Origin of the sequence: Rhizobium lentis (assembly GCF_014200175.1) — a bacterium.
Taxonomy (GTDB): domain Bacteria; phylum Pseudomonadota; class Alphaproteobacteria; order Rhizobiales; family Rhizobiaceae; genus Rhizobium; species Rhizobium mulingense.
Genome location: NZ_JACHBD010000008.1, coordinates 172,330 through 190,927, shown reverse-complemented (window position 1 = coordinate 190,927; position 18,598 = coordinate 172,330). Strand labels below are relative to the sequence as shown.

Genomic DNA, 18,598 nt, shown 5'->3' with positions numbered 1-18,598 from the left:
CGCGCCGTGGCTGGATTCCTGTGACGAGCACAGGAATGAGGGAGGTGGGTGTTGCCGCCGTCTCGGCCTACAGCGAAACCACGAGCTTGGGATCGCCCAGCGATGCAGACCACAAAACCATCGCAAGCATCGGATAACCAAGCAAGATGCGGCGCAACCATGTCTGACCCCTATATTCTCTTCCGCGACGACACGACCGAACAGGTGATGCTGTTCGCCGATCCCGCGGAGATCATCGTGGCCAACACGCCCGCCGAATTCTTCAGCGGCCTCGCCCGCATGGAAGTAGCAAAGGCGGAAGGGAAATGGCTTGCCGGCTACATGGCCTACGAGGCCGGGTATCTCTTTGAAGAAAAACTTGCTTCCTTCGTCGGCGAAAATCGCAAAACGCCGCTCCTCTGTTTCGGCGTATTCGACGCCCCGCAACCGGACACACATCCGCTTACCCAGCCGAAACAGCGTCTCGAAAACGAGGAATTCCTCACCGAACCGAAAGCCGCCTGGGATTTCCCTATATATAAAGAGCGCTTCGACCGACTTCACGAGCATCTCAGGCTTGGCGACGCCTACCAGGCGAACCTCACCATGCCGGTCGAGGCCCGCTGGAATGGCGATCCTCGCGCCGCCTTCTGGTCGCTGATCGAACGCCAGCCGGTCAAATACGGCGCGCTGGTCAATCTCGGCGGCCCCGTCATCCTGTCGCGCTCGCCCGAACTGTTCTTCCGCACCGATGCGCAGGGCTGGATCGAGACCCATCCGATGAAAGGCACGGCCAAACGCGGCGCCACCGCCGCCGAGGATGCCGAAATCATTGAGGCCATGCGCAATGATATCAAGACGCAGGCCGAAAACCGCATGATCGTCGATCTGCTGCGCAACGATATCTCCCGCATCACCGAGGTCGGCACGCTCGATGTCCCGAAGCTCTTCGATGTCGAAACCTATCCGACCGTCCACCAGATGGTCAGCCATGTGCAGGCGAGGCTGCGCCCCGGCCTTTCGATCCGCGACATCTTCGCCGCCCTTTTTCCCTGCGGCTCGATCACCGGGGCGCCGAAGATGCGGGCGATGGAAATCCTCCACGCACTCGAAGATGCTCCCCGCGATGCCTATTGCGGCGCGATCGGCATGATCTCGCCCAGCGGCGCCATGCGTTTCTCCGTCGCGATCCGCACCATCACGCTTTTTGAGCGCGGCAGGGCGGTCTTTAATGTCGGCGGCGGCATCGTCTTCGATTCGACCGCCGAGGCCGAATACGAGGAGTGCCTGCTCAAGGCCCGCTTCGCCGTCGGCGACCAATGGATCGCGCGATGACCGACTTTTCGCTGATCGAGACGCTGCGCTGGCAGCCCGGCGACGGCTTCATCCGCCTGCGGCTGCATCTCGCCCGGCTTTCCCGCTCCGCCCGCCGCCTCGGCTTCCCACAGCCGATCGAGGCGGCCGCCAAGCTCGAGGACGCCGTTGCAGGCTTTGCCGGTCCGCTGCGCATCCGCCTGACCTTCGACGCGCAGGGCCGCATCGAGGTAACGAGCGCGGCTTTCGTGCCGCTGGCGCCGAAGACGGTCTGGACGGTGCGCATCGCCGAGACCCGTCTTGAGTCCACCGACAGGCTGCTGCGCCACAAGACCACCCGCCGCGCCGTCTACGAGACGGCGCGGGCCGAATATGCGCCCGATGACGCCGATGAAGTCATCCTGTTGAACGAGCGCGGCGAGGTCTGCGAGGGCACCATCACCTCCGTCTTCCTGGATGACGGGACCGGCTCGCTGCGCACTCCGCCGATCTCCTGCGGCCTGCTTTCGGGCGTGCTGCGCACGGAGCTCATTTGCGCGCGCAAAGCGCGTGTCGGCCGCCTCACACTTGCCGATCTCGATGCCGGCACGCTTTATATCGGCAACTCGCTACGCGGCCTGATCCGCGCCGATCTTGTCAGGAGCTGACCATGTTCATTCTCTCCCTCACCTATCTCAAGTCCAATGACGAAGCCGACAGGTACATGGAGCCGCACATGGCCTGGGTGAAAGAGGGCTATGCCAAGGGCTGGTTCCTCGCCTCCGGCCGCAAGATACCGCGCACCGGCGGCGTAATCCTCGCAATCGGCGACCGCGCCGCTATCGAGGCCTATGTCGCCGCTGATCCGTTCACCATCCATGGCGTCGCCGCATACGACATTACCGAGCTCGCCGTGACGACGACGGCCGAAGGGTTGGAAATCCTGAAACACTGATTTTAATAGAGCGGGGCGGATGTTCCCGTCACCCCTTGCCGGCCTGCCCGGCCGATATTTGGCCTTTGCCCCTCAACGCTCTTTATTGTGACGCCGTTTTGTGGTTAGAGCCGATCACCTCGCAATTTCTGCGGCAATTTCAAAAGAATTCTTCAGGCTGATCGCCTTCGTCCCCCCACAGGAGAAAAGAATGACGGAAAAGAACCATCCGGTATATGCCGAAATTACCGGTCCGATCGTGATGATCGGCTTTGGCTCCATCGGCCGCGGCACCCTGCCGCTGATCGAGCGCCACTTCAAATTCGACAAGAGCCGGATGGTCGTCATCGACCCGCGTGAAGAACCCTCCGACATGGAGATTCTGAAGAAGCACGGCGTCCGCCACATCAAGGAATATGTCACCAAGGACAATTACAAGGAGCTGCTGAAACCGCTCCTGACCGAAGGCGAAGGCCAGGGCTTCTGCGTCAACCTCTCGGTCGACACCTCCTCCCTCGACATCATCAAGCTCTGCCGCAAGCTCGACGTTCTCTACATCGATACGGTCGTCGAGCCCTGGCTCGGCTTCTATTTCGACAAGAGCATGAGCAACGCCGACCGCACCAACTATGCGCTGCGCGAAACCGTGCGCAAAGAAAAGGCGAAGAACCCCGGCGGCGCCACCGCCGTCTCCACCTGCGGCGCCAATCCGGGCATGGTCTCCTGGTTCGTCAAGCAGGCGCTGGTCAACCTCGCCAATGACATTGGTGTCAAGTTCGAGGAGCCGGACCAGCACGATCGCGAAGGCTGGGCCAAGCTGATGAAGAAGCTCGGCGTCAAGGGCATCCACATTGCCGAGCGCGACACCCAGCGCACCAAGCATCCGAAACCGCTCAACGTCTTCTGGAACACCTGGTCCGTCGAAGGCTTCATCTCCGAAGGCATGCAGCCGGCCGAACTCGGCTGGGGCACGCATGAAGAATGGATGCCGAAGAACGCCAAGAAGCACAAGAAGGGCAACAAGGCGGCGATCTACCTGGAGCAGCCGGGCGCCAACACCCGCGTGCGCACCTGGTGCCCGACGCCCGGTCCGCAATATGGCTTCCTCGTCACCCATAACGAGTCGATCTCGATCGCCGATTACTTCACGGTCCGCGACAAGGACGGCAAAGTGACCTTCCGCCCGACCTGCCACTACGCCTATCATCCAGCCAATGACGCCGTGCTCTCCCTGCACGAGATGTTCGGCAATGGTGGTACGTCGCAGCCGGTCCATCACGTTCTCGACGAGGACGAATTGGAGGACGGCATCGACGAACTCGGCGTCCTGCTCTACGGTCATGAGAAGAACGCCTACTGGTATGGCTCGCGACTGTCGCTCGAAGAAACCCGCCGCATCGCGCCCTACCAGAACGCCACCGGCCTGCAGGTCACATCAGCCGTTCTCGCCGGCATGGTCTGGGCGCTGGAACACCCGACGGCCGGCATCGTCGAAGCCGACGAGATCGACTACAAGCGCTGCCTCGAAGTGCAGATGCCCTATCTCGGCCCGGTCGAAGGTCATTATACCGACTGGACCCCGCTCGACGGCCGTCCGGGCCTCTTCCCAGAGGACATCGACACCAGGGATCCGTGGCAGTTCCGCAACATTCTCGTTCGCTGAGAGCGCTCGCACACGCTCGATGATGCCCGCCGCAAGGCGGGCATTTTTGTAACGCCGGCTGTATAAATGGCGCCCCCGCCGCGCCAAGCCTTGCCATCGTGGCGGGCGCACGCCATGTTTTGCCCGAACTTGGTGGGTGACCGCCACGCCGAATCGCCGGGAGAAGCCTTATGAAAATCAGAACTGGTCTCGTTCTTGTCGGTGCCGCGGCCGCTCTTGCCGCCTGCGTTTCACCGGAGCCGCGACAGAGGGTGGCTGCAGTCGCCCCACCCGTTACGAATTCTGTTGAAGGCGAATGGACGGATGCCAATGGCTTAACCTCCACCTTCACAGGTGGGCAGTTTGTAACTCGCACAAGCGACGGAACAAACACGCAGATGGCATCGGGAACTTATACGGTCGGACCTGATCAAATTATTCAGATTAACCTTTACTCGAATGTGAAAAAAACAAGCTCTCTCGTCAATTGTGCCCTCATTGGATCAAGCCAGCTTAATTGCACCACCGCAACAGGGTCCCAATTCACGCTTTCCCGCCGCGGCTGAAGTGCCAGGCGATAGGCAACCGAAACACACCATGCGGGCCGTCGCCGGTTATCTCATCCTGCTGCTGCAATGCCGCTTGCCGCGTTGGCCGTCGTGTTGCCGGCCAACGCTATCATGCCCAGGACATCGACGCTTCCGGTTGGGACGGACCGCTGCAGCTGTTGATCTTCGCCCTGCCGGTCGTGCTGATCTTTGGCGTCGGCACGCTCCGTGTCTATCGCGCCGGGCGGCGCTTTCATCGCCTCGTTTCCCTTCTCTGCCTGTTCATGGGGCCTCTCCGCGGTTCCGAATATTGCCGAGGCTGTGCACGAACTCCACCGAAACGACGCCGGCGGCGAATGCCGGGGTAGCAGCCGGCTTTTTTGTCCCGCCCCTCTTGGAAAGAGTGCCGTCTGGCCCAGCTTTCCCTTGCAGTCATATGCTGTGTCATGGAACATCGGCATGCCGGGTACCGCCCCGGCGGACTATGGAAGGGATCGGCGAGGGGGATCTTTCGCCTCAATCAGGAGAACAGGGATGACGAAGTCTTTCAGCTTCGGTCTTTTGACCGCGTCCATGCTGGCGCTGAGCGCGGGCGCCGCCTTTGCGGATTACGAACTCAATATTCTTCATATCAACGATTTCCATTCCCGCATCGAATCGATCAACAAGTTCGATTCCACCTGCTCGGCCGAGGAGGAAGGCAAGAAGGAATGCTTCGGCGGTGCCGCGCGCCTGAAGACCGCGATCGACCAGCGCCGCCAGGCGCTATCGGGCAAGAATGTCCTTCTGCTGAACGCCGGCGACAATTTCCAGGGCTCGCTCTTCTACACCACCTACAAGGGCGCGGCCGAAGCCGAATTCCTGAACCTGATGAAGTTCGACGCCATGACCGTCGGCAACCATGAATTCGACGACAGCGAGGATGGTCTCGCGACCTTCCTCGACAAGGTGCAATTCCCGGTCGTGACGGCGAACGTCAAGGCGACCGCTGCCTCCAAGCTCGGCGACCGCATCAAGCCGTCGCTGGTGCTCGATGTCGGCGGCCAGAAGATCGGCATCGTCGGCGCCGTCACCAATGATACGCCCGAATTGTCCTCTCCCGGCCCGAACGTCACCATCGCCGATGACGTCCAGTCCATTACTTCAGCGGTTCAGGAGCTGAAGGGCCAGGACGTCAACAAGATCATTGCGCTCACCCATGTCGGTTATCCCCGCGACCTCGCCGTCATCGCCAAGATTCCGGATGTCGATGTCGTCGTCGGCGGCCATTCCCACAGCCTGCTGTCCAACACCGATCCGAAGGCTGAAGGCCCATATCCGACGATGGTCGACAATCCCGGCGGCTACAAGGTGCCGGTCGTCCAGGCTGCCTCCTACAGCAAATATCTCGGTGATATCGTCGTCAATTTCGACGATAGCGGCGTCGTCAAGGATGCCAAGGGCGACCCGATCTTGATCGACTCGTCCTTCACGCCCGATCCGGCCATCGTCACCCGCGTCGCCGAACTCGCGAAGCCGATCGAGGAATTACGCAAGAAGGTGATCGGCGCCTCCGAAGGTCCGATCGAGGGCGATCGTAAAGTCTGCCGCGTCAAGGAATGCTCGATGGGCAATCTGGTGGCCGACGCCATGCTTGACCGCACGAAGAACCAGGGCGTCACCATTGCCGTTCAGAATGGCGGCGGCCTGCGTGCTTCGATCGACGGCGGTGATGTCACCCAGGGCGAGGTCATCACCGTGCTGCCCTTCCAGAACACGCTCGCCACTTTCGAGGCCACCGGCGCAGACGTCGTCAAGGCGCTCGAAAACGGCGTCAGCCAGATCGATCAGGGCGCCGGCCGCTTTCCGCAGGTCGCCGGCCTGAAATTCTCGTTCGACCAGTCCAAGCCTGTCGGCAGCCGCGTCAGCGATGTCCAGGTGAAGGAAGGCGACAGTTTCGCTCCGATCGACCAGGCGAAGACCTACAAGCTAGCTACCAACAACTTCATGCGGGCCGGCGGCGACGGCTATTCGATCTTCAAGGAAGGCAAGAATGTCTATGATTACGGCCCGGATCTCGCCGACGTAACCGCCGAGTATCTGGCTGCGCATTCGCCTTATAAGCCCTATACCGATGGCCGCGTGACGGAAATCGGCACGACTGTGGCGCAGGCGCCGGCATCAACCACCCAACCTGCCCCCGCCCCTGCAGCTCCGGCAACGCCGGCACCAACCGCCGAGCCCGCCCCTGCTCCTGCAGCACCGGCCGCACCCGCTCCGGCCACCGAGCCTGCTCCGGCTGCACCGGCCGCACCCGCGCCCGCCCCGGAACCGACGCCCGCGCCGGCAGCCTCCGCGCCTGCGGCAACGACGCCCTCGACCCACGTGATCGCAGCCGGCGACACCTTCTGGGATCTCGCCGTGACCTTCTATGGCGACGGCACGCTGTGGCGGAAGCTTTCGGAAGCCAACGGCAAGCCGGATCCGCGGCACCTGACGGTCGGCAAGGAGATCCAGGTTCCCGCCAAGTAAGACGATCTGTCTCGACGCCATCGGTCGGCCCGGGGTTTCCCGGGCCGGCTTTTCTTTCTATAGCGTGAACCATGATCTCGAAGCTGCGTATGAGCCGACGAGACAACGAGTATTGGGGCCAGAATGACAGCAGATATTTCACTCCGTCCGGCGGATCATCCGGCCGTCAAGTCAGGCAAGATCGGCGTCCTGCTGGTCAATCTCGGCACGCCCGACGGAACCGACTACGCCTCGATGCGCCGCTATCTCAGGGAGTTCCTGACCGATCGCCGCGTCATCGAATGGTCGCGCTGGAAGTGGTATCCGATCCTGTTCGGCATCGTGCTCAACAGGCGCCCGCAGAAGGTCGGCAAGGCCTACGAGCTGATCTGGAACAAGGAGAGGAACGAAAGTTTTCTCCGTACCTATACGCGCAATCAGTCGGAACTGATGGCCGGGCGGCTGAAGGATCTCGATAACGTCAAGGTCGACTGGGCGATGCGCTATGGCACACCGTCGATCGCCTCACGCATCGACGTGCTGAAGCAGGAGGGCTGCGACCGTATCGTGCTCTTCCCGCTTTATCCGCAATATGCCGCGGCGACGACCGCCACCGTCAACGACAAGGCCTTCCAGAAACTTCTCACGATGCGCTGGCAGCCGGCGCTGCGTACCGTGCCCGATTATCACGACGACGAGACCTATATCGAGGCGCTCGCCCAATCTGTCGAACGGCATCTTTCGACACTCGACTGGAAGCCGGAGATGCTGATCGCCTCGTTCCACGGCATTCCGATGTCCTATTTCAAGCAGGGTGATCCCTATTACTGTCAGTGCCAGAAGACCGGACGGCTACTGCGCGAGCGGCTCGGATTGACCGAGGAAAACTTCACGGTCACCTTCCAGTCCCGCTTCGGGCCGGAGGAATGGCTGCAGCCCTATACCGACAAGACGGTGGAGAAACTCGCCCGCGACGGCGTCAAGCGCATCGCCGTCATCAATCCCGGCTTCGTTTCCGACTGTCTGGAAACGCTCGAAGAAATCGCCGAGCAGGCCGCCCATTCGTTCCACGAAAATGGCGGCGAGAAGTTCGCGCATATTCCCTGCCTCAACGACAGTGAGGACGGCATGAAGGTGCTGGAAAGGGTCGTCCGCCGCGAATTGCAAGGTTGGGTCTGAGAGACCTTCGCGGACCCGTCATTCGACGGGTCGCCCCGATGAATCCTGCCGAGACGCCACATTCTATTTCCCTCGGAGGTGGTGCATTTCTTCCTCGCAAAGAACATGCTAACTCACCACATTCAGTGAGTGGGCGCATGCGCCGATGGGAGGGTTTTTCATGCTTTTGGGCGGTTTCGATATCGTCGTGATCGTGCTGGTCGTCTTCGTCATCCTGGTCCTCTTCGCCGGGATCAAGACGGTGCCGCAGGGCTACCGCTATACGATCGAGCGCTTCGGCCGTTATACCCGCACGCTGGAGCCGGGCCTCAACCTCATCACACCCTTCATCGAGCGCGTCGGCGCCCGATTGAACGTGATGGAGCAGGTGCTGAACGTGCCGACCCAGGAGGTGATTACCAAGGATAACGCCTCGGTTTCGGCCGATGCCGTCGCCTTCTATCAGGTGTTGAACGCAGCTCAGTCCGCCTATCAGGTTGCCAACCTGGAAAACGCCATCCTCAATCTCACCATGACCAACATCCGCTCGGTCATGGGCTCGATGGATCTCGACGAACTGCTTTCCAACCGCGATGCGATCAACGACCGGCTGCTGCGTGTCGTCGACGAGGCCGTGCAGCCCTGGGGCATCAAGGTCACCCGCGTCGAAATCAAAGACATCCAACCGCCGCGCGACCTCGTCGATGCGATGGCCCGCCAGATGAAGGCCGAGCGCGAAAAGCGCGCGCAGGTCTTGGAAGCCGAAGGCGCGCGCAATGCGCAGATTCTGAGGGCCGAAGGCGCCAAGCAATCCGCGATCCTGCAGGCCGAGGGCCAGCGCGAAGCCGCCTTCCGCAACGCCGAAGCCCGCGAGCGCCTGGCCGAGGCCGAAGCCAAGGCGACGCGGATGGTCTCCGAGGCGATTGCCGCCGGCGACGTTCAGGCGATCAACTATTTCGTCGCGCAGAAATACACCGAAGCGCTCGCCTCGGTCGGCTCTGCGCCCAACTCCAAGATCGTGCTGATGCCCATGGAAGCCTCGTCTATCCTCAGCTCCCTCGGCGGCATCGGCGCCATCGCCCGGGAGGTCTTCGGCGACGCCGGCAATCCGCCGCCTCCGCCGCCGCGTCCGCGCCCCGCGCCGGTCCGCTCGACGCCGCCGATCAATCCGCCGACCCCCAACCCCTTCAACCCCGATCCGGAGCGCTGAGCCATGCTGGCGAAGATCATCGCCGAACTCGGTCCGTGGAGCTGGTGGGTTGTTGGCCTGGTTCTGCTCGCCGCGGAAATGATCGTGCCCGGCTTCTTCCTGGTGTGGATCGGCCTCGCTGCCTTGATCGTCGGTGCACTGTCGCTGCTGTTCTGGGACAGCGCGTTCTGGGTCTGGGAGTTGCAGGCGATCCTTTTTGCCTTGCTCGCCGTTGCCACGACCTTTGCCGGCCGTCGGCTGATGCTGCGCAATGCCGCCACCGACGAGCCCTTCCTCAATCAGCGCGGCGCGAGCCTCGTCGGCCGTACCGCGACGCTGCACGAGCCGATTCGTGAAGGCCGCGGCCGCATCCGTCTCGATGATACGCTGTGGCAGGTGATGGGGCCTGATCTGCCCGTAGGGACGCAAGTCAAGGTCGTCGCGAGCAACGGCCGCGACCTCACGGTCGAACCCATCTAATCAAATAATGCTGATCAGGCGACGCCGATCCGCAGCAGGTCATGGAAATGCACCAGCCCGAGCGGTCGTCTGTCGTCGTCGACGACGATCAGCGCGCCGATGCTGTGCTGATTGAGCAGCGCGAGGGCAGCGGTCGCCAGCATCGTCGGCTTCACCGTCTTCGGCGTCTTCGTCATGATGTCGTCGACGGCAAGCTCGGCGAGATTACGGGTCAGGTTGCGCGCCATATCGCCTTCAGTGACGATGCCGCAGAGCCGTCCCTCCTCGTCGAGCACGCCGACGCAGCCGAAATGCTTGCGCGAGAGCACCGTGATCGCCTCCGGCATTGGCGTGCCCTTGGCAACGAGCGGCAACCGCTCGCCGGTATGCATGATGTCGGCGACATGTGTCAGGCTGGCGCCGAGCTTGCCGCCGGGGTGGAAGACGTGGAAATCCGTGGCGGTAAAGCCGCGCGCCTCCAGAAGCGCCACTGCCAAGGCATCGCCAAGCGCAAGCTGCATCAGCGTCGAGGTCGTCGGCGCCAGCCCATTGGGGCAGGCTTCCTGTTCGTTCGGCACCAGAAGCACGATATCGGCAGCGGTCGCAAGCGAGGAGTGTTCGCCGCAGGTGAGCGCGATCAACGGAATGGAAAAGCGCCGCGTGAAGGAAATAATGCTCTTGAGCTCGGCGCTCTCGCCGCCTTTGGAAATCGCCAGCACGACGTCGTCGCGCGCGATCATGCCGAGATCGCCGTGATTGGCTTCGGCCGCATGCACGAAGAAGGCAGGCGTCCCGGTCGACGCGAAGGTCGCCGCCAGCTTGGCGCCAATATGGCCGCTCTTGCCGACGCCGGTGACGATCACCCGGCCGGAGATATCGCCGATGACTTCGATCGCGCGGGTGAACGGGCCGGCCAATCCATTGTCCAAGGCCTGTTCGAGCGCTTCAAGACCGCGTTTTTCGATTTCAATCGTGCGCTTTGCTGATTCGAGCACGCCGTTTTCGACCAGTTTTATCGCTCTTCTGTTCATGGACTTGCGTTAGACCTTTTCACTTTCCAAGTCCACCCCGGCCTCTTTCCGAATTGTGAACGGCGCCCGCCGACGGCAACGAATGATTAACCACGAGGCTTTACCTTTGGGTAAGAACCGAAAGCATGTCAGGCGCGAATTGCATGGGCCAGCCAGATCAGACGAGCAGTGTGACGCCGCTCCGCGCCATGAGCCGTGCCGTCTCTTTTGCTGCGTTCGGCAGTCTGCTGCTTAGCCAGCTAGCCTTTGCACAATCCGCCTCACAGCCGGCAAGCAGCGGCTCCGCGGCCTCTCAGGGCAATCGCACCACCTACAGCGCCGCATCCACCGCTGACGATAGCGATGACGGCGCCATTCCCGCGGCGAACGGCACGACCGCGAACGCCGATGACGCTTCGCAGAGGCCCGCCATATCGGATTCGCACGCCGGCGACGACATTACCGGCTCCATTCTCGACGAGGACATCCGCCGGCTGAACACCCGCGAAGCACCGGTCGACGAAGCGCCGCGCCGCCGGGCTGCCGAAAGTGCGTCGACGGCGGAAACGCCGGGCATTCCGCTCGGCACCTTCGTGCTTCGCCCAAGCGTCACCCAGAGCATCAACACCGAGACCACAAAGGACGGCAATACCAGGCAGCGGCGGGCCTTCCTCGAAACCGATGCGGCCGCGACGCTGACCTCCGACTGGGGCCGTCACCAGCTGAGCGTCACCTCGGAAGGCGCCTGGCAGAGGAATATCAGCGGCGAAGGCGAGGAGCAGCCTTCCTTCAAGATCAACGGCGATCTCAGGCTGGATCTTCCCCAGGATACGGTCGCGCACCTCACGGCAGGGTATAATTTTTACCGCGAAGATACGGACGATCCCGACGCGATCGCCAATGCAACGCAGCAATCCGATGTGCAGGAGTTTTCGGCCGGGGCCTCCGTCCAACGCGATTTCGGCATTCTGCGCGGCACGACGGCGCTGGCGCTCACCCGTTCGATCTATTCCGACGCCACGCTGGCCAGCGGCGCGACCGTCGCACTCAGCGACCGCGATCAGACGACCGGCACGTTGCGTGGCCGCCTCGGCTACGAGCTGTCGCCCGCGCTCATCCCCTTCATCGAGGCGACGGTCGGCCGGACGCTTTATGACGAGACGCGCGATTCCGCCGGCTACGAGCGTTCGGGCCATAGCTACGGCGCCAAGGCCGGCGTCGAGGTTGATCTCGGCGAAAAGCTGAAGGGAGAAGTCGGCGTCGGTTACGAGAGGGCGGATTTCGAAGATAACAGGCTCTCGTCGATCGACACGGCCACGCTCGATGCGAGCCTGCTCTGGTCGCCGATCCGCGGCACCGATGTCAATTTCGACCTGCAGACGAGCATCCAGCCGACGACCACGGCCGGCGAGAGCGGTTATGTCTCGCACGCGCTGACGACGACGGTCACGCACCAGCTGCGCGACAATCTGGTCGGCAGGATGATCGGTGGGGTCGTATGGCGCAATTATCCCACTGACAGCACGATCAACGACGAGCTCGTCTATACCGCGGCGACCGGCCTGACCTGGAACATCAACCGCTATCTCGATCTGACCAGTACGCTCGGTTACGAGCTGACGACGCGCAAGGAAGGATCCGATTCGCAGCAATGGCGCGCGGGCGTCGGCCTCAAGCTGAAACGCTAAAGCGCAACGCAATCGTTCAGATTCGCTCCTTGCGCTTTAGCTCTTTGTTTTCACGCATGTCGTTGCCGCAAAACCGCGCACACTTTTGCGCGGCGCTGTGTCATTCATGCGCTAAAGAGAACCTTACCTCAGGCCGGCAAGCAATTCCTTGAAGCCGCCTTCGACGGTCGGGCGGATATCGGCGCGTTCGAGGGCGTAGGCGACATTTGCCAAGATGAAGCCATCCTTGGCGCCGCAGTCGTAAGTCGTGCCGCGGAAGTGGTAACCGGCAAAATCCTGTTCCTTCAGCAGCTTCAGCATGCCGTCGGTCAGCTGGATCTCGTTGCCGGCCCCGCGCTCCTGGGTTTCGAGGATCCGGAAAATCTCCGGCTGCAGGATGTAGCGGCCGTTGATGAAGAAGTTGGAAGGCGCCGTTCCCTTGGCGGGCTTTTCCACCATGCCGGTGATTCGGAAGCCCTCGCCGATTGCTTCGCCGACGCCGACGATGCCGTATCTATGGGCCTGGTCGGGCGCGCATTCCTCGACGGCGATAATATTGCCGCCGCTCTGGCCGTAAAGGTCGATCATCCCCTTCATGCAGCCCTTGTCGCCCTTCATGATCATGTCGGGCAGCAGCAATGCGAAAGGTTCGTCGCCGACGATCTCGCGGGCGCACCAGACCGCATGACCGAGGCCGAGCGGCTCCTGTTGGCGGGTGAAGCTCACCGTGCCGGCCTTAGGTAATTGCTGCTGCAGGAGAGTAATTTCGGCCTTCTTGGCGCGCTCCTTGAGCGTCTGCTCAAGCTCGAAATGAATGTCGAAATAATCTTCGATGACGTGCTTGTTGCGCCCGGTGACGAAAACCAGATGTTCGATTCCGGCTTCGATCGCCTCATCGACGACATATTGAATGATTGGCTTGTCGACGACGGTCAACATTTCCTTCGGAACAGCCTTTGTCGCCGGCAGGAATCGCGTCCCCAACCCGGCAACCGGAAATACTGCTTTACGAACTTTGTTATGCTGAGCCACACCCGGCCTCCTGCTTCGCCATATCGCTTTGGAAAAAGAGCCTTTTGGCTCTACCTAGTATAGAATTGCTACTGTTTTGCAATGGTGACCGCGGCCGACCGCCATGGTAAAGAATTTGTTGACTCCGTTCCTGTAGTCTCGGGTCTGGGCGGACGTGACGCCTCTGCTGCACCGAAAACTAAAGATGACGGATACGACTGTCGATGATCCAGAATCATAAAAACTCCCTTCGTGGTCTTGCTCTCGCCCTCGTTGTCGCCGCCCAGGTGGGGCTGGTCCCCGACAACGCGAAAGCCGATTCTCGGTTCCAGAAATGGATCGCGGATTTTTACCAAACAGCCGCACAGAGTGGCATCAGTAAGGCAACCTACCAAAAGGCCCTTTCCGGGGTGAGCGAGCCTGACCCGACGGTGCTCGAAAAAGCCGCCTATCAGCCGGAATTTACCTCGAAGATCTGGGATTACATCGATTCGCGTGTTAATCCCTACACGGTCAAGATCGGCCGCGAGATGGCCGCCAAGCATGCCCGCACGCTCAACGCGATCGAACAGCGCTTCGGCGTCGACAAGGCCATTCTGCTCGCAATATGGTCGATGGAATCCAATTACGGAGCGATCCTCGACAAGGACGACCGGCTGCATTACGTGCCGCGTGCACTGGCGACGCTTGCCTATGCCGATCCGAGCCGCGCCAAGTTCGCCAAGAAGCAGCTGGTTGCCGCGCTGAAGATCCTGCAGAACGGCGACGTGCCGGCACGTGAGATGACCGGCTCCTGGGCGGGCGCCATGGGCCATACGCAGTTCATCCCGACGAGCTACCTGCTTTACGCCGTCGATGCCGACGGCAACGGCCATCGCGACATCTGGAATTCGGTGCCGGACGCGCTGGCGACTTCGGCCAATCTCCTGATGAAGAACGGCTGGGATACCGGCAAGACCTGGGGCTACGAGGTCATCGTTCCCGCGGCCGCCGCCAAGCAGGCAGGCAAGACCCATACGCTCGCCCAATGGGCGGAACTCGGCCTGAAACGCGCGAACGGCAAGGCCTTCCGCGAAGGCGGCAGCAAGGCCGTACTGAAAATGCCGGCCGGACCGAACGGCCCGGGCTTCCTGATGACGGCCAACTTTTTCACCATCAAGAACTACAATGCTTCGGACAGCTACGCGCTTGCGGTTGGCCTGCTGGCCGATCAGATCGCCGGTTACGGCGGCATGCAGCAGCGCTGGCCGCGCCCGGACGGCGCCCTTGATATCACCGAGAAATTCGAGCTGCAGACCCGCCTCAAGACCCTCGGCTATTACAATGGCGAGGTCGATGGCAATTTCGGCTCGGGTTCGAAAGCGGCGATATCGGCGGTGCAGGAGCGCATCGGCATGCAGCCGGACGGCGAGCCCTCACTGCCGCTCCTGAACGCACTCCGCCGCTAGCGCCATGCCGAAAGGCAAGCCCTGATTGGAAGCCACAGAACCGTGACCTAAATTATGAGCGGGAGTGGACGCTGACCTACCCTGCGTGCAAGATGCCGGCAGATTCGGAACTGCCCATGATGAAGAAAAGTGATCGGACCCCGAAAATCCGTTGGCTGTTGCTCGCCTTGACGGCGGCTTCGCTGTGCGCCGGCGCGCTTGCGCCGGTGCATGTCGCCGAGGCCCAGGAACAGCGCTACCAGCGCCGGTCGATCCTCGATTTCTTCCTTGGCCGGCGCTATCTCGATGATGACGGTCCGCAGGCCCCTGATGCCCCGCAGCCGAGACGCCAGCAGCAGCGCAAGCGCCCGCCGACGCAGAAGGCGGTGATCAATACCCGCACCGCGCCGCCGGTGCGGCCGCCGGTGCAGGAAGAGCCGATCGTGCAGAAGCTTGGCGACGCCAAGAAGATCCTGATCGTCGGCGATTTCCTCGCCAGCGGCCTCGGCGACGGCCTGACCGCCGCCTTCGAGACTTCGCCCGGCGTCGTCGTCGAAGCCCGCGGCAACGTCTCCTCGGGCCTTGTCCGCGACGATTATTATGACTGGCCGGAACAGCTGCCGAAGATGATCGACGAGCTGAAGCCGGCCATGGTCGTCGTCATGATCGGCGCCAACGATCGCCAGCAGATGGTGACCGACACAGCCAAGGAAAAATTCCGCACTGACGGCTGGTTTGCCGAATATCGCCGCCGCGTTCTTTCCTTCGGCAAAGAAGTCACCGACCGCAAGATCCCGCTGCTTTGGGTCGGACTTCCCGCCTTCGAATCCGATCAGATGACGGCTGACGCCGTCCAGATGAATCAGCTCTACCGCAACCAGGTGGAAAGCATCGGCGGCGAATTCGTAGATATCTGGGATGGCTTCGTCGACGAGAACAGCAACTTCATCGTCACCGGTTCGGATGTGAATGGCCAGCAGGTGCGCCTGCGCACCTCCGACGGCGTCAACCTCACGCAGGCCGGCCGCCGCAAACTTGCCTTCTATGTGGAAAAGCCGGCCCGCCGCATTCTCGGCACCCAAGCAAGCCCGGATCTGGTGCGGCTCGACGAGAGTGCCCTGCCCGGTCTCGGCCTTCCCACCAATCCGGTCGAACACACCGTGCCGATCAGTCTCTCCGATCCCAATCTCGACGGCGGCACCGAGCTTCTCGGCGCAAGCCCGCCGCCTGTGACGCTGACGAAATCGCCGCGCGATCTCCTCGTCGAACAGGGCGAGATGACGCCGGCCCCAGTCGGGCGCGTCGACGACTACCGCATGCCGGCGGCCAAATCGCCGGCCGAAGTCTCGGTGAAATGAGAAAGGCCGCGCGAGGCGGCCTTCATTCCCTTCACTTCGCCGCCGTCTGCGGCCAGCTCAGATAATAATAGTTTGAGCCGATCAGGCCAAAGAAGGCATTGCCTTCAGTCGTCTGGTCGACATAGCTGCCGTTTTCCTTGATGAAGGCGCCGTCGGAACCACGCTCCAGATGTGCATTCAGGAATTCGCTCCAGCCTCTGACATCGATCGTCCTGCCGACCTTGCTTTCCGTGTCTGCCTCGTCAGGATCGTCGATGTCCCAGGCGGCGACCGACACACCTTGCGTCGGATCGGAGATGGTGAGCGTGCCTGCCTCCAGCGCAGCCAGCATGTCATGGGCCTTGCCGCTTTCGCCCTCGGCCGCGGCCGCTTCCTGCAACTGCTGCTTCAGCATCGACATGAAGGAGCCGCTGGTCACATCGGCGCTGTCGTCAGTCGTGTCGGTCTCGTCGGAGGTGTCGTCCTTGGACGAAAGCGCGTCGAGCAGCCCCGACAGCGCCTGATTGGAAAGAAGCGACGCGGAGCTCGAATCGAGTCCGTAGCTGCGCAGAATGCTTGCCGCCGACGAACTCTGCGTATCCTCTGAGCTTTCATCGGAGCTACGAAGATTCTTCAAGGCGTATTGGGTCGAAACCATCCTGGTATTATCGAGTGCAGAAACCATTTGAATAATCCTTGTCGATCATTCGCGACGGCTCCTCCTGAGCCCGCGTCAGGCATAAGCCTCACCCTCCGGCATTGCTTCAAGCTTGCGTCCCACCCCGGCGCGTCAAGCGGTCGCACCGGCAAAAGAGCTCCCGCCGGACGCGCCGCGCACAATAAAAAACTCCGCCGGAAAGGCGGAGTTCGTGTCTCTGTCAGCCTATAGGACGCGCGATCAGTTCGGCAGCACGCTCGAGCCCATTAAGGCCTCATCGATGGCGCGGGCAGCCTGGCGGCCTTCGCGGATCGCCCAGACCACCAGCGACTGGCCGCGGCGCACGTCGCCCGCCGTCCAGAACTTGTCGATCGAGGTCTTGTAGTCCCGGTCGTTGGCGACAACGTTGGTGGAACCACGCTTATCGGTATTGAGCGTCAGCTTGCCCTCGAGCTCCTTCAGCACGCTTGTCGTAAACGGCCCGCGGAAACCGATGGCGATGAAGGCCAGATCGGCTCGGATGACGAATTCCGTGCCCGCAACCGGCCGCCGGCGCTCATCGACCTCACAGCATTTGACGCCCGTCAGCACGCCGTCTTCGCCGATGAATTCGAGCGTCGCCACCTGGAACTCGCGCACGGCGCCCTCGGCCTGCGAGGAGGAGGTGCGCATCTTCGTTGCCCAGAAAGGCCAGACGGCCAGCTTGTCTTCCTTTTCCGGCGGCTGCGGCCGAATGTCGAGCTGGGTGACCTTGACGGCGCCCTGGCGGAACGCCGTGCCGACACAGTCCGACGCCGTATCGCCGCCACCGACGACGACGACATGTTTGGCGCCGGCAAGGATCGGATCCGACGGCCAGCCGACGCTGTCGATGTTTTCGCGCCCGACGCGGCGGTTCTGCTGCACCAGATAGGGCATGGCATCATGCACGCCGGCAAGGTCGATGCCCGGAATGCCCGCCTCGCGCGGCGTCTCTGAGCCGCCGCAATAGAGCACGGCGTCATGATCGGCCAGCAGCTGCTCAACCTTGACGTCGACGCCGACATTGACGCCGCAATGGAAGGTGACGCCCTCGCCCTTCATCTGCTCGACCCGGCGGTCGATGAAGTTCTTCTCCATCTTGAAATCGGGAATGCCATAGCGCAGCAGGCCGCCCGGCTTGGTCTCGCGCTCATAGACATGCACCTCGTGGCCGGCGCGGCCGAGCTGCTGGGCGGCCGCCATGCCGGCCGGACCGGAGCCGATGACGGCAACCTTCTTGCCGGTATGAACTGTCGCCGGCTGCGGCCGGATGAAGCCGAGCTCATAGGCCTTGTCGGCAATCGCCTGCTCGACCGTCTTGATGGCAACCGGCGCATCCTCGAGATTCAAAGTGCAGGCTTCCTCGCAGGGCGCCGGGCAGACGCGGCCGGTGAACTCCGGGAAGTTGTTGGTCGAATGCAGGTTCTGGATCGCCGCTTCCCAGTTGTTGTTGTAGACGAGGTCGTTCCAGTCAGGAATCTGGTTGTGCACCGGGCAGCCGGTCGGGCCGTGGCAATAGGGGATGCCACAGTCCATGCAGCGCGCCGCCTGTTTCTGCACTTCCGGATCCGACATCGGGATCGTGAATTCGCGGAAATGGCGGATACGATCCGACGCCGGCTGGTACTTCGCCACCTGCCGGTCGATTTCCAGAAACCCTGTTACCTTACCCATCTCTTCGTCCCTTACCCTCATGACCGCCTCATCCGCGGCCAATTGTCTGTCGTCAGTCCCGGCATTCCGGGCGGGTTGCTTCTCTTGACCGTCATTGGAAC

At 62.0% G+C, this 18,598-nt stretch carries 16 protein-coding genes and 1 pseudogene; 13 read left to right on the top strand and 4 right to left on the bottom strand.

Annotated elements, in window-relative coordinates:
- Positions 1 to 159: 159 nt before the first annotated feature.
- The 10 genes and pseudogenes from GGI60_RS19770 (at position 160) to GGI60_RS19725 (ending at position 9,713) form a co-directional block, all read left to right on the top strand.
- Positions 160 to 1,314: an aminodeoxychorismate synthase component I gene (locus GGI60_RS19770; protein ID WP_183917991.1), complete on the top strand. Its 1,155-nt coding sequence runs from the start codon at positions 160 to 162 to the stop codon at positions 1,312 to 1,314.
- Positions 1,311 to 1,940, top strand: a complete 630-nt coding sequence (locus GGI60_RS19765) for an aminotransferase class IV family protein (RefSeq protein ID WP_183917989.1) — start codon at positions 1,311 to 1,313, stop codon at positions 1,938 to 1,940. The genes GGI60_RS19770 and GGI60_RS19765 overlap by 4 nt, the downstream gene beginning before the upstream one ends.
- 2 nt (positions 1,941 to 1,942) lie before the next feature.
- Positions 1,943 to 2,227 carry a YciI family protein gene (locus GGI60_RS19760; RefSeq protein WP_183917987.1) on the top strand — a complete coding sequence of 95 codons (285 nt, stop codon included), beginning with the start codon at positions 1,943 to 1,945 and terminating at the stop codon, positions 2,225 to 2,227.
- A gap of 190 nt (positions 2,228 to 2,417) precedes the next feature.
- Positions 2,418 to 3,869 carry a homospermidine synthase gene (locus GGI60_RS19755; RefSeq protein WP_183917985.1) on the top strand — a complete coding sequence of 484 codons (1,452 nt, stop codon included), beginning with the start codon at positions 2,418 to 2,420 and terminating at the stop codon, positions 3,867 to 3,869.
- A 170-nt stretch (positions 3,870 to 4,039) separates the two neighbouring features.
- On the top strand, positions 4,040 to 4,414 hold the full coding sequence (locus GGI60_RS19750; protein WP_183917983.1) for a hypothetical protein: 375 nt from the start codon (positions 4,040 to 4,042) through the stop codon (positions 4,412 to 4,414).
- A 31-nt stretch (positions 4,415 to 4,445) separates the two neighbouring features.
- Positions 4,446 to 4,762 (top strand): annotated as a pseudogene (locus GGI60_RS32100) (hypothetical protein); the annotation flags it as partial.
- Positions 4,763 to 4,930: 168 nt separating this feature from the next.
- The gene (locus GGI60_RS19740; RefSeq protein WP_183917979.1) at positions 4,931 to 6,907 is read left to right on the top strand and encodes a bifunctional metallophosphatase/5'-nucleotidase; all 1,977 of its coding nucleotides are present in this window, start codon (positions 4,931 to 4,933) and stop codon (positions 6,905 to 6,907) included.
- Between the two features lie 123 nt (positions 6,908 to 7,030).
- A complete protein-coding gene (gene hemH / locus GGI60_RS19735) occupies positions 7,031 to 8,065 on the top strand; it encodes a ferrochelatase (RefSeq protein ID WP_183917977.1) in 1,035 nt (344 codons plus the stop codon).
- Between the two features lie 160 nt (positions 8,066 to 8,225).
- Entirely contained in the window at positions 8,226 to 9,254 is a 1,029-nt protein-coding gene (locus tag GGI60_RS19730; RefSeq protein ID WP_183917975.1) for an SPFH domain-containing protein, read from the top strand.
- A gap of 3 nt (positions 9,255 to 9,257) precedes the next feature.
- Positions 9,258 to 9,713, top strand: coding sequence for an NfeD family protein (locus GGI60_RS19725; RefSeq protein ID WP_010033200.1), 456 nt, complete (start codon positions 9,258 to 9,260; stop codon positions 9,711 to 9,713).
- Positions 9,714 to 9,727: 14 nt separating this feature from the next.
- Here the strand turns inward: GGI60_RS19725 and GGI60_RS19720 are convergent, their stop codons facing one another.
- Positions 9,728 to 10,723 carry an SIS domain-containing protein gene (locus GGI60_RS19720; RefSeq protein ID WP_183917973.1) on the bottom strand — a complete coding sequence of 332 codons (996 nt, stop codon included), beginning with the start codon at positions 10,721 to 10,723 and terminating at the stop codon, positions 9,728 to 9,730.
- Between the two features lie 143 nt (positions 10,724 to 10,866).
- Between GGI60_RS19720 and GGI60_RS19715 the strand changes: the two genes are divergently transcribed.
- Positions 10,867 to 12,390 (top strand): outer membrane beta-barrel protein, encoded by a 1,524-nt coding sequence (locus tag GGI60_RS19715; protein WP_183917971.1) that lies wholly within the window; start codon positions 10,867 to 10,869, stop codon positions 12,388 to 12,390.
- A gap of 123 nt (positions 12,391 to 12,513) precedes the next feature.
- On the opposite strand, the gene galU is transcribed toward GGI60_RS19715, so the two are convergent.
- Complete coding sequence (gene galU, locus GGI60_RS19710; protein WP_183917969.1) at positions 12,514 to 13,401, bottom strand: UTP--glucose-1-phosphate uridylyltransferase GalU; 888 nt, start codon at positions 13,399 to 13,401, stop codon at positions 12,514 to 12,516.
- Positions 13,402 to 13,604: 203 nt separating this feature from the next.
- Here galU and GGI60_RS19705 point away from each other — a divergent pair, with 203 nt between their 5' ends.
- Positions 13,605 to 14,828: a lytic murein transglycosylase gene (locus GGI60_RS19705; RefSeq protein WP_183917967.1), complete on the top strand. Its 1,224-nt coding sequence runs from the start codon at positions 13,605 to 13,607 to the stop codon at positions 14,826 to 14,828.
- Positions 14,829 to 14,920: 92 nt separating this feature from the next.
- Entirely contained in the window at positions 14,921 to 16,165 is a 1,245-nt protein-coding gene (locus GGI60_RS19700; RefSeq protein WP_183917965.1) for an SGNH family hydrolase, read from the top strand.
- Between the two features lie 31 nt (positions 16,166 to 16,196).
- Here the strand turns inward: GGI60_RS19700 and GGI60_RS19695 are convergent, their stop codons facing one another.
- Positions 16,197 to 16,829 (bottom strand): hypothetical protein, encoded by a 633-nt coding sequence (locus GGI60_RS19695; protein WP_183917963.1) that lies wholly within the window; start codon positions 16,827 to 16,829, stop codon positions 16,197 to 16,199.
- 213 nt (positions 16,830 to 17,042) lie between these two features.
- Entirely contained in the window at positions 17,043 to 18,497 is a 1,455-nt protein-coding gene (locus GGI60_RS19690) for a glutamate synthase subunit beta (protein WP_097580374.1), read from the bottom strand.
- Between the last annotated feature and the right edge of the window lie 101 nt (positions 18,498 to 18,598).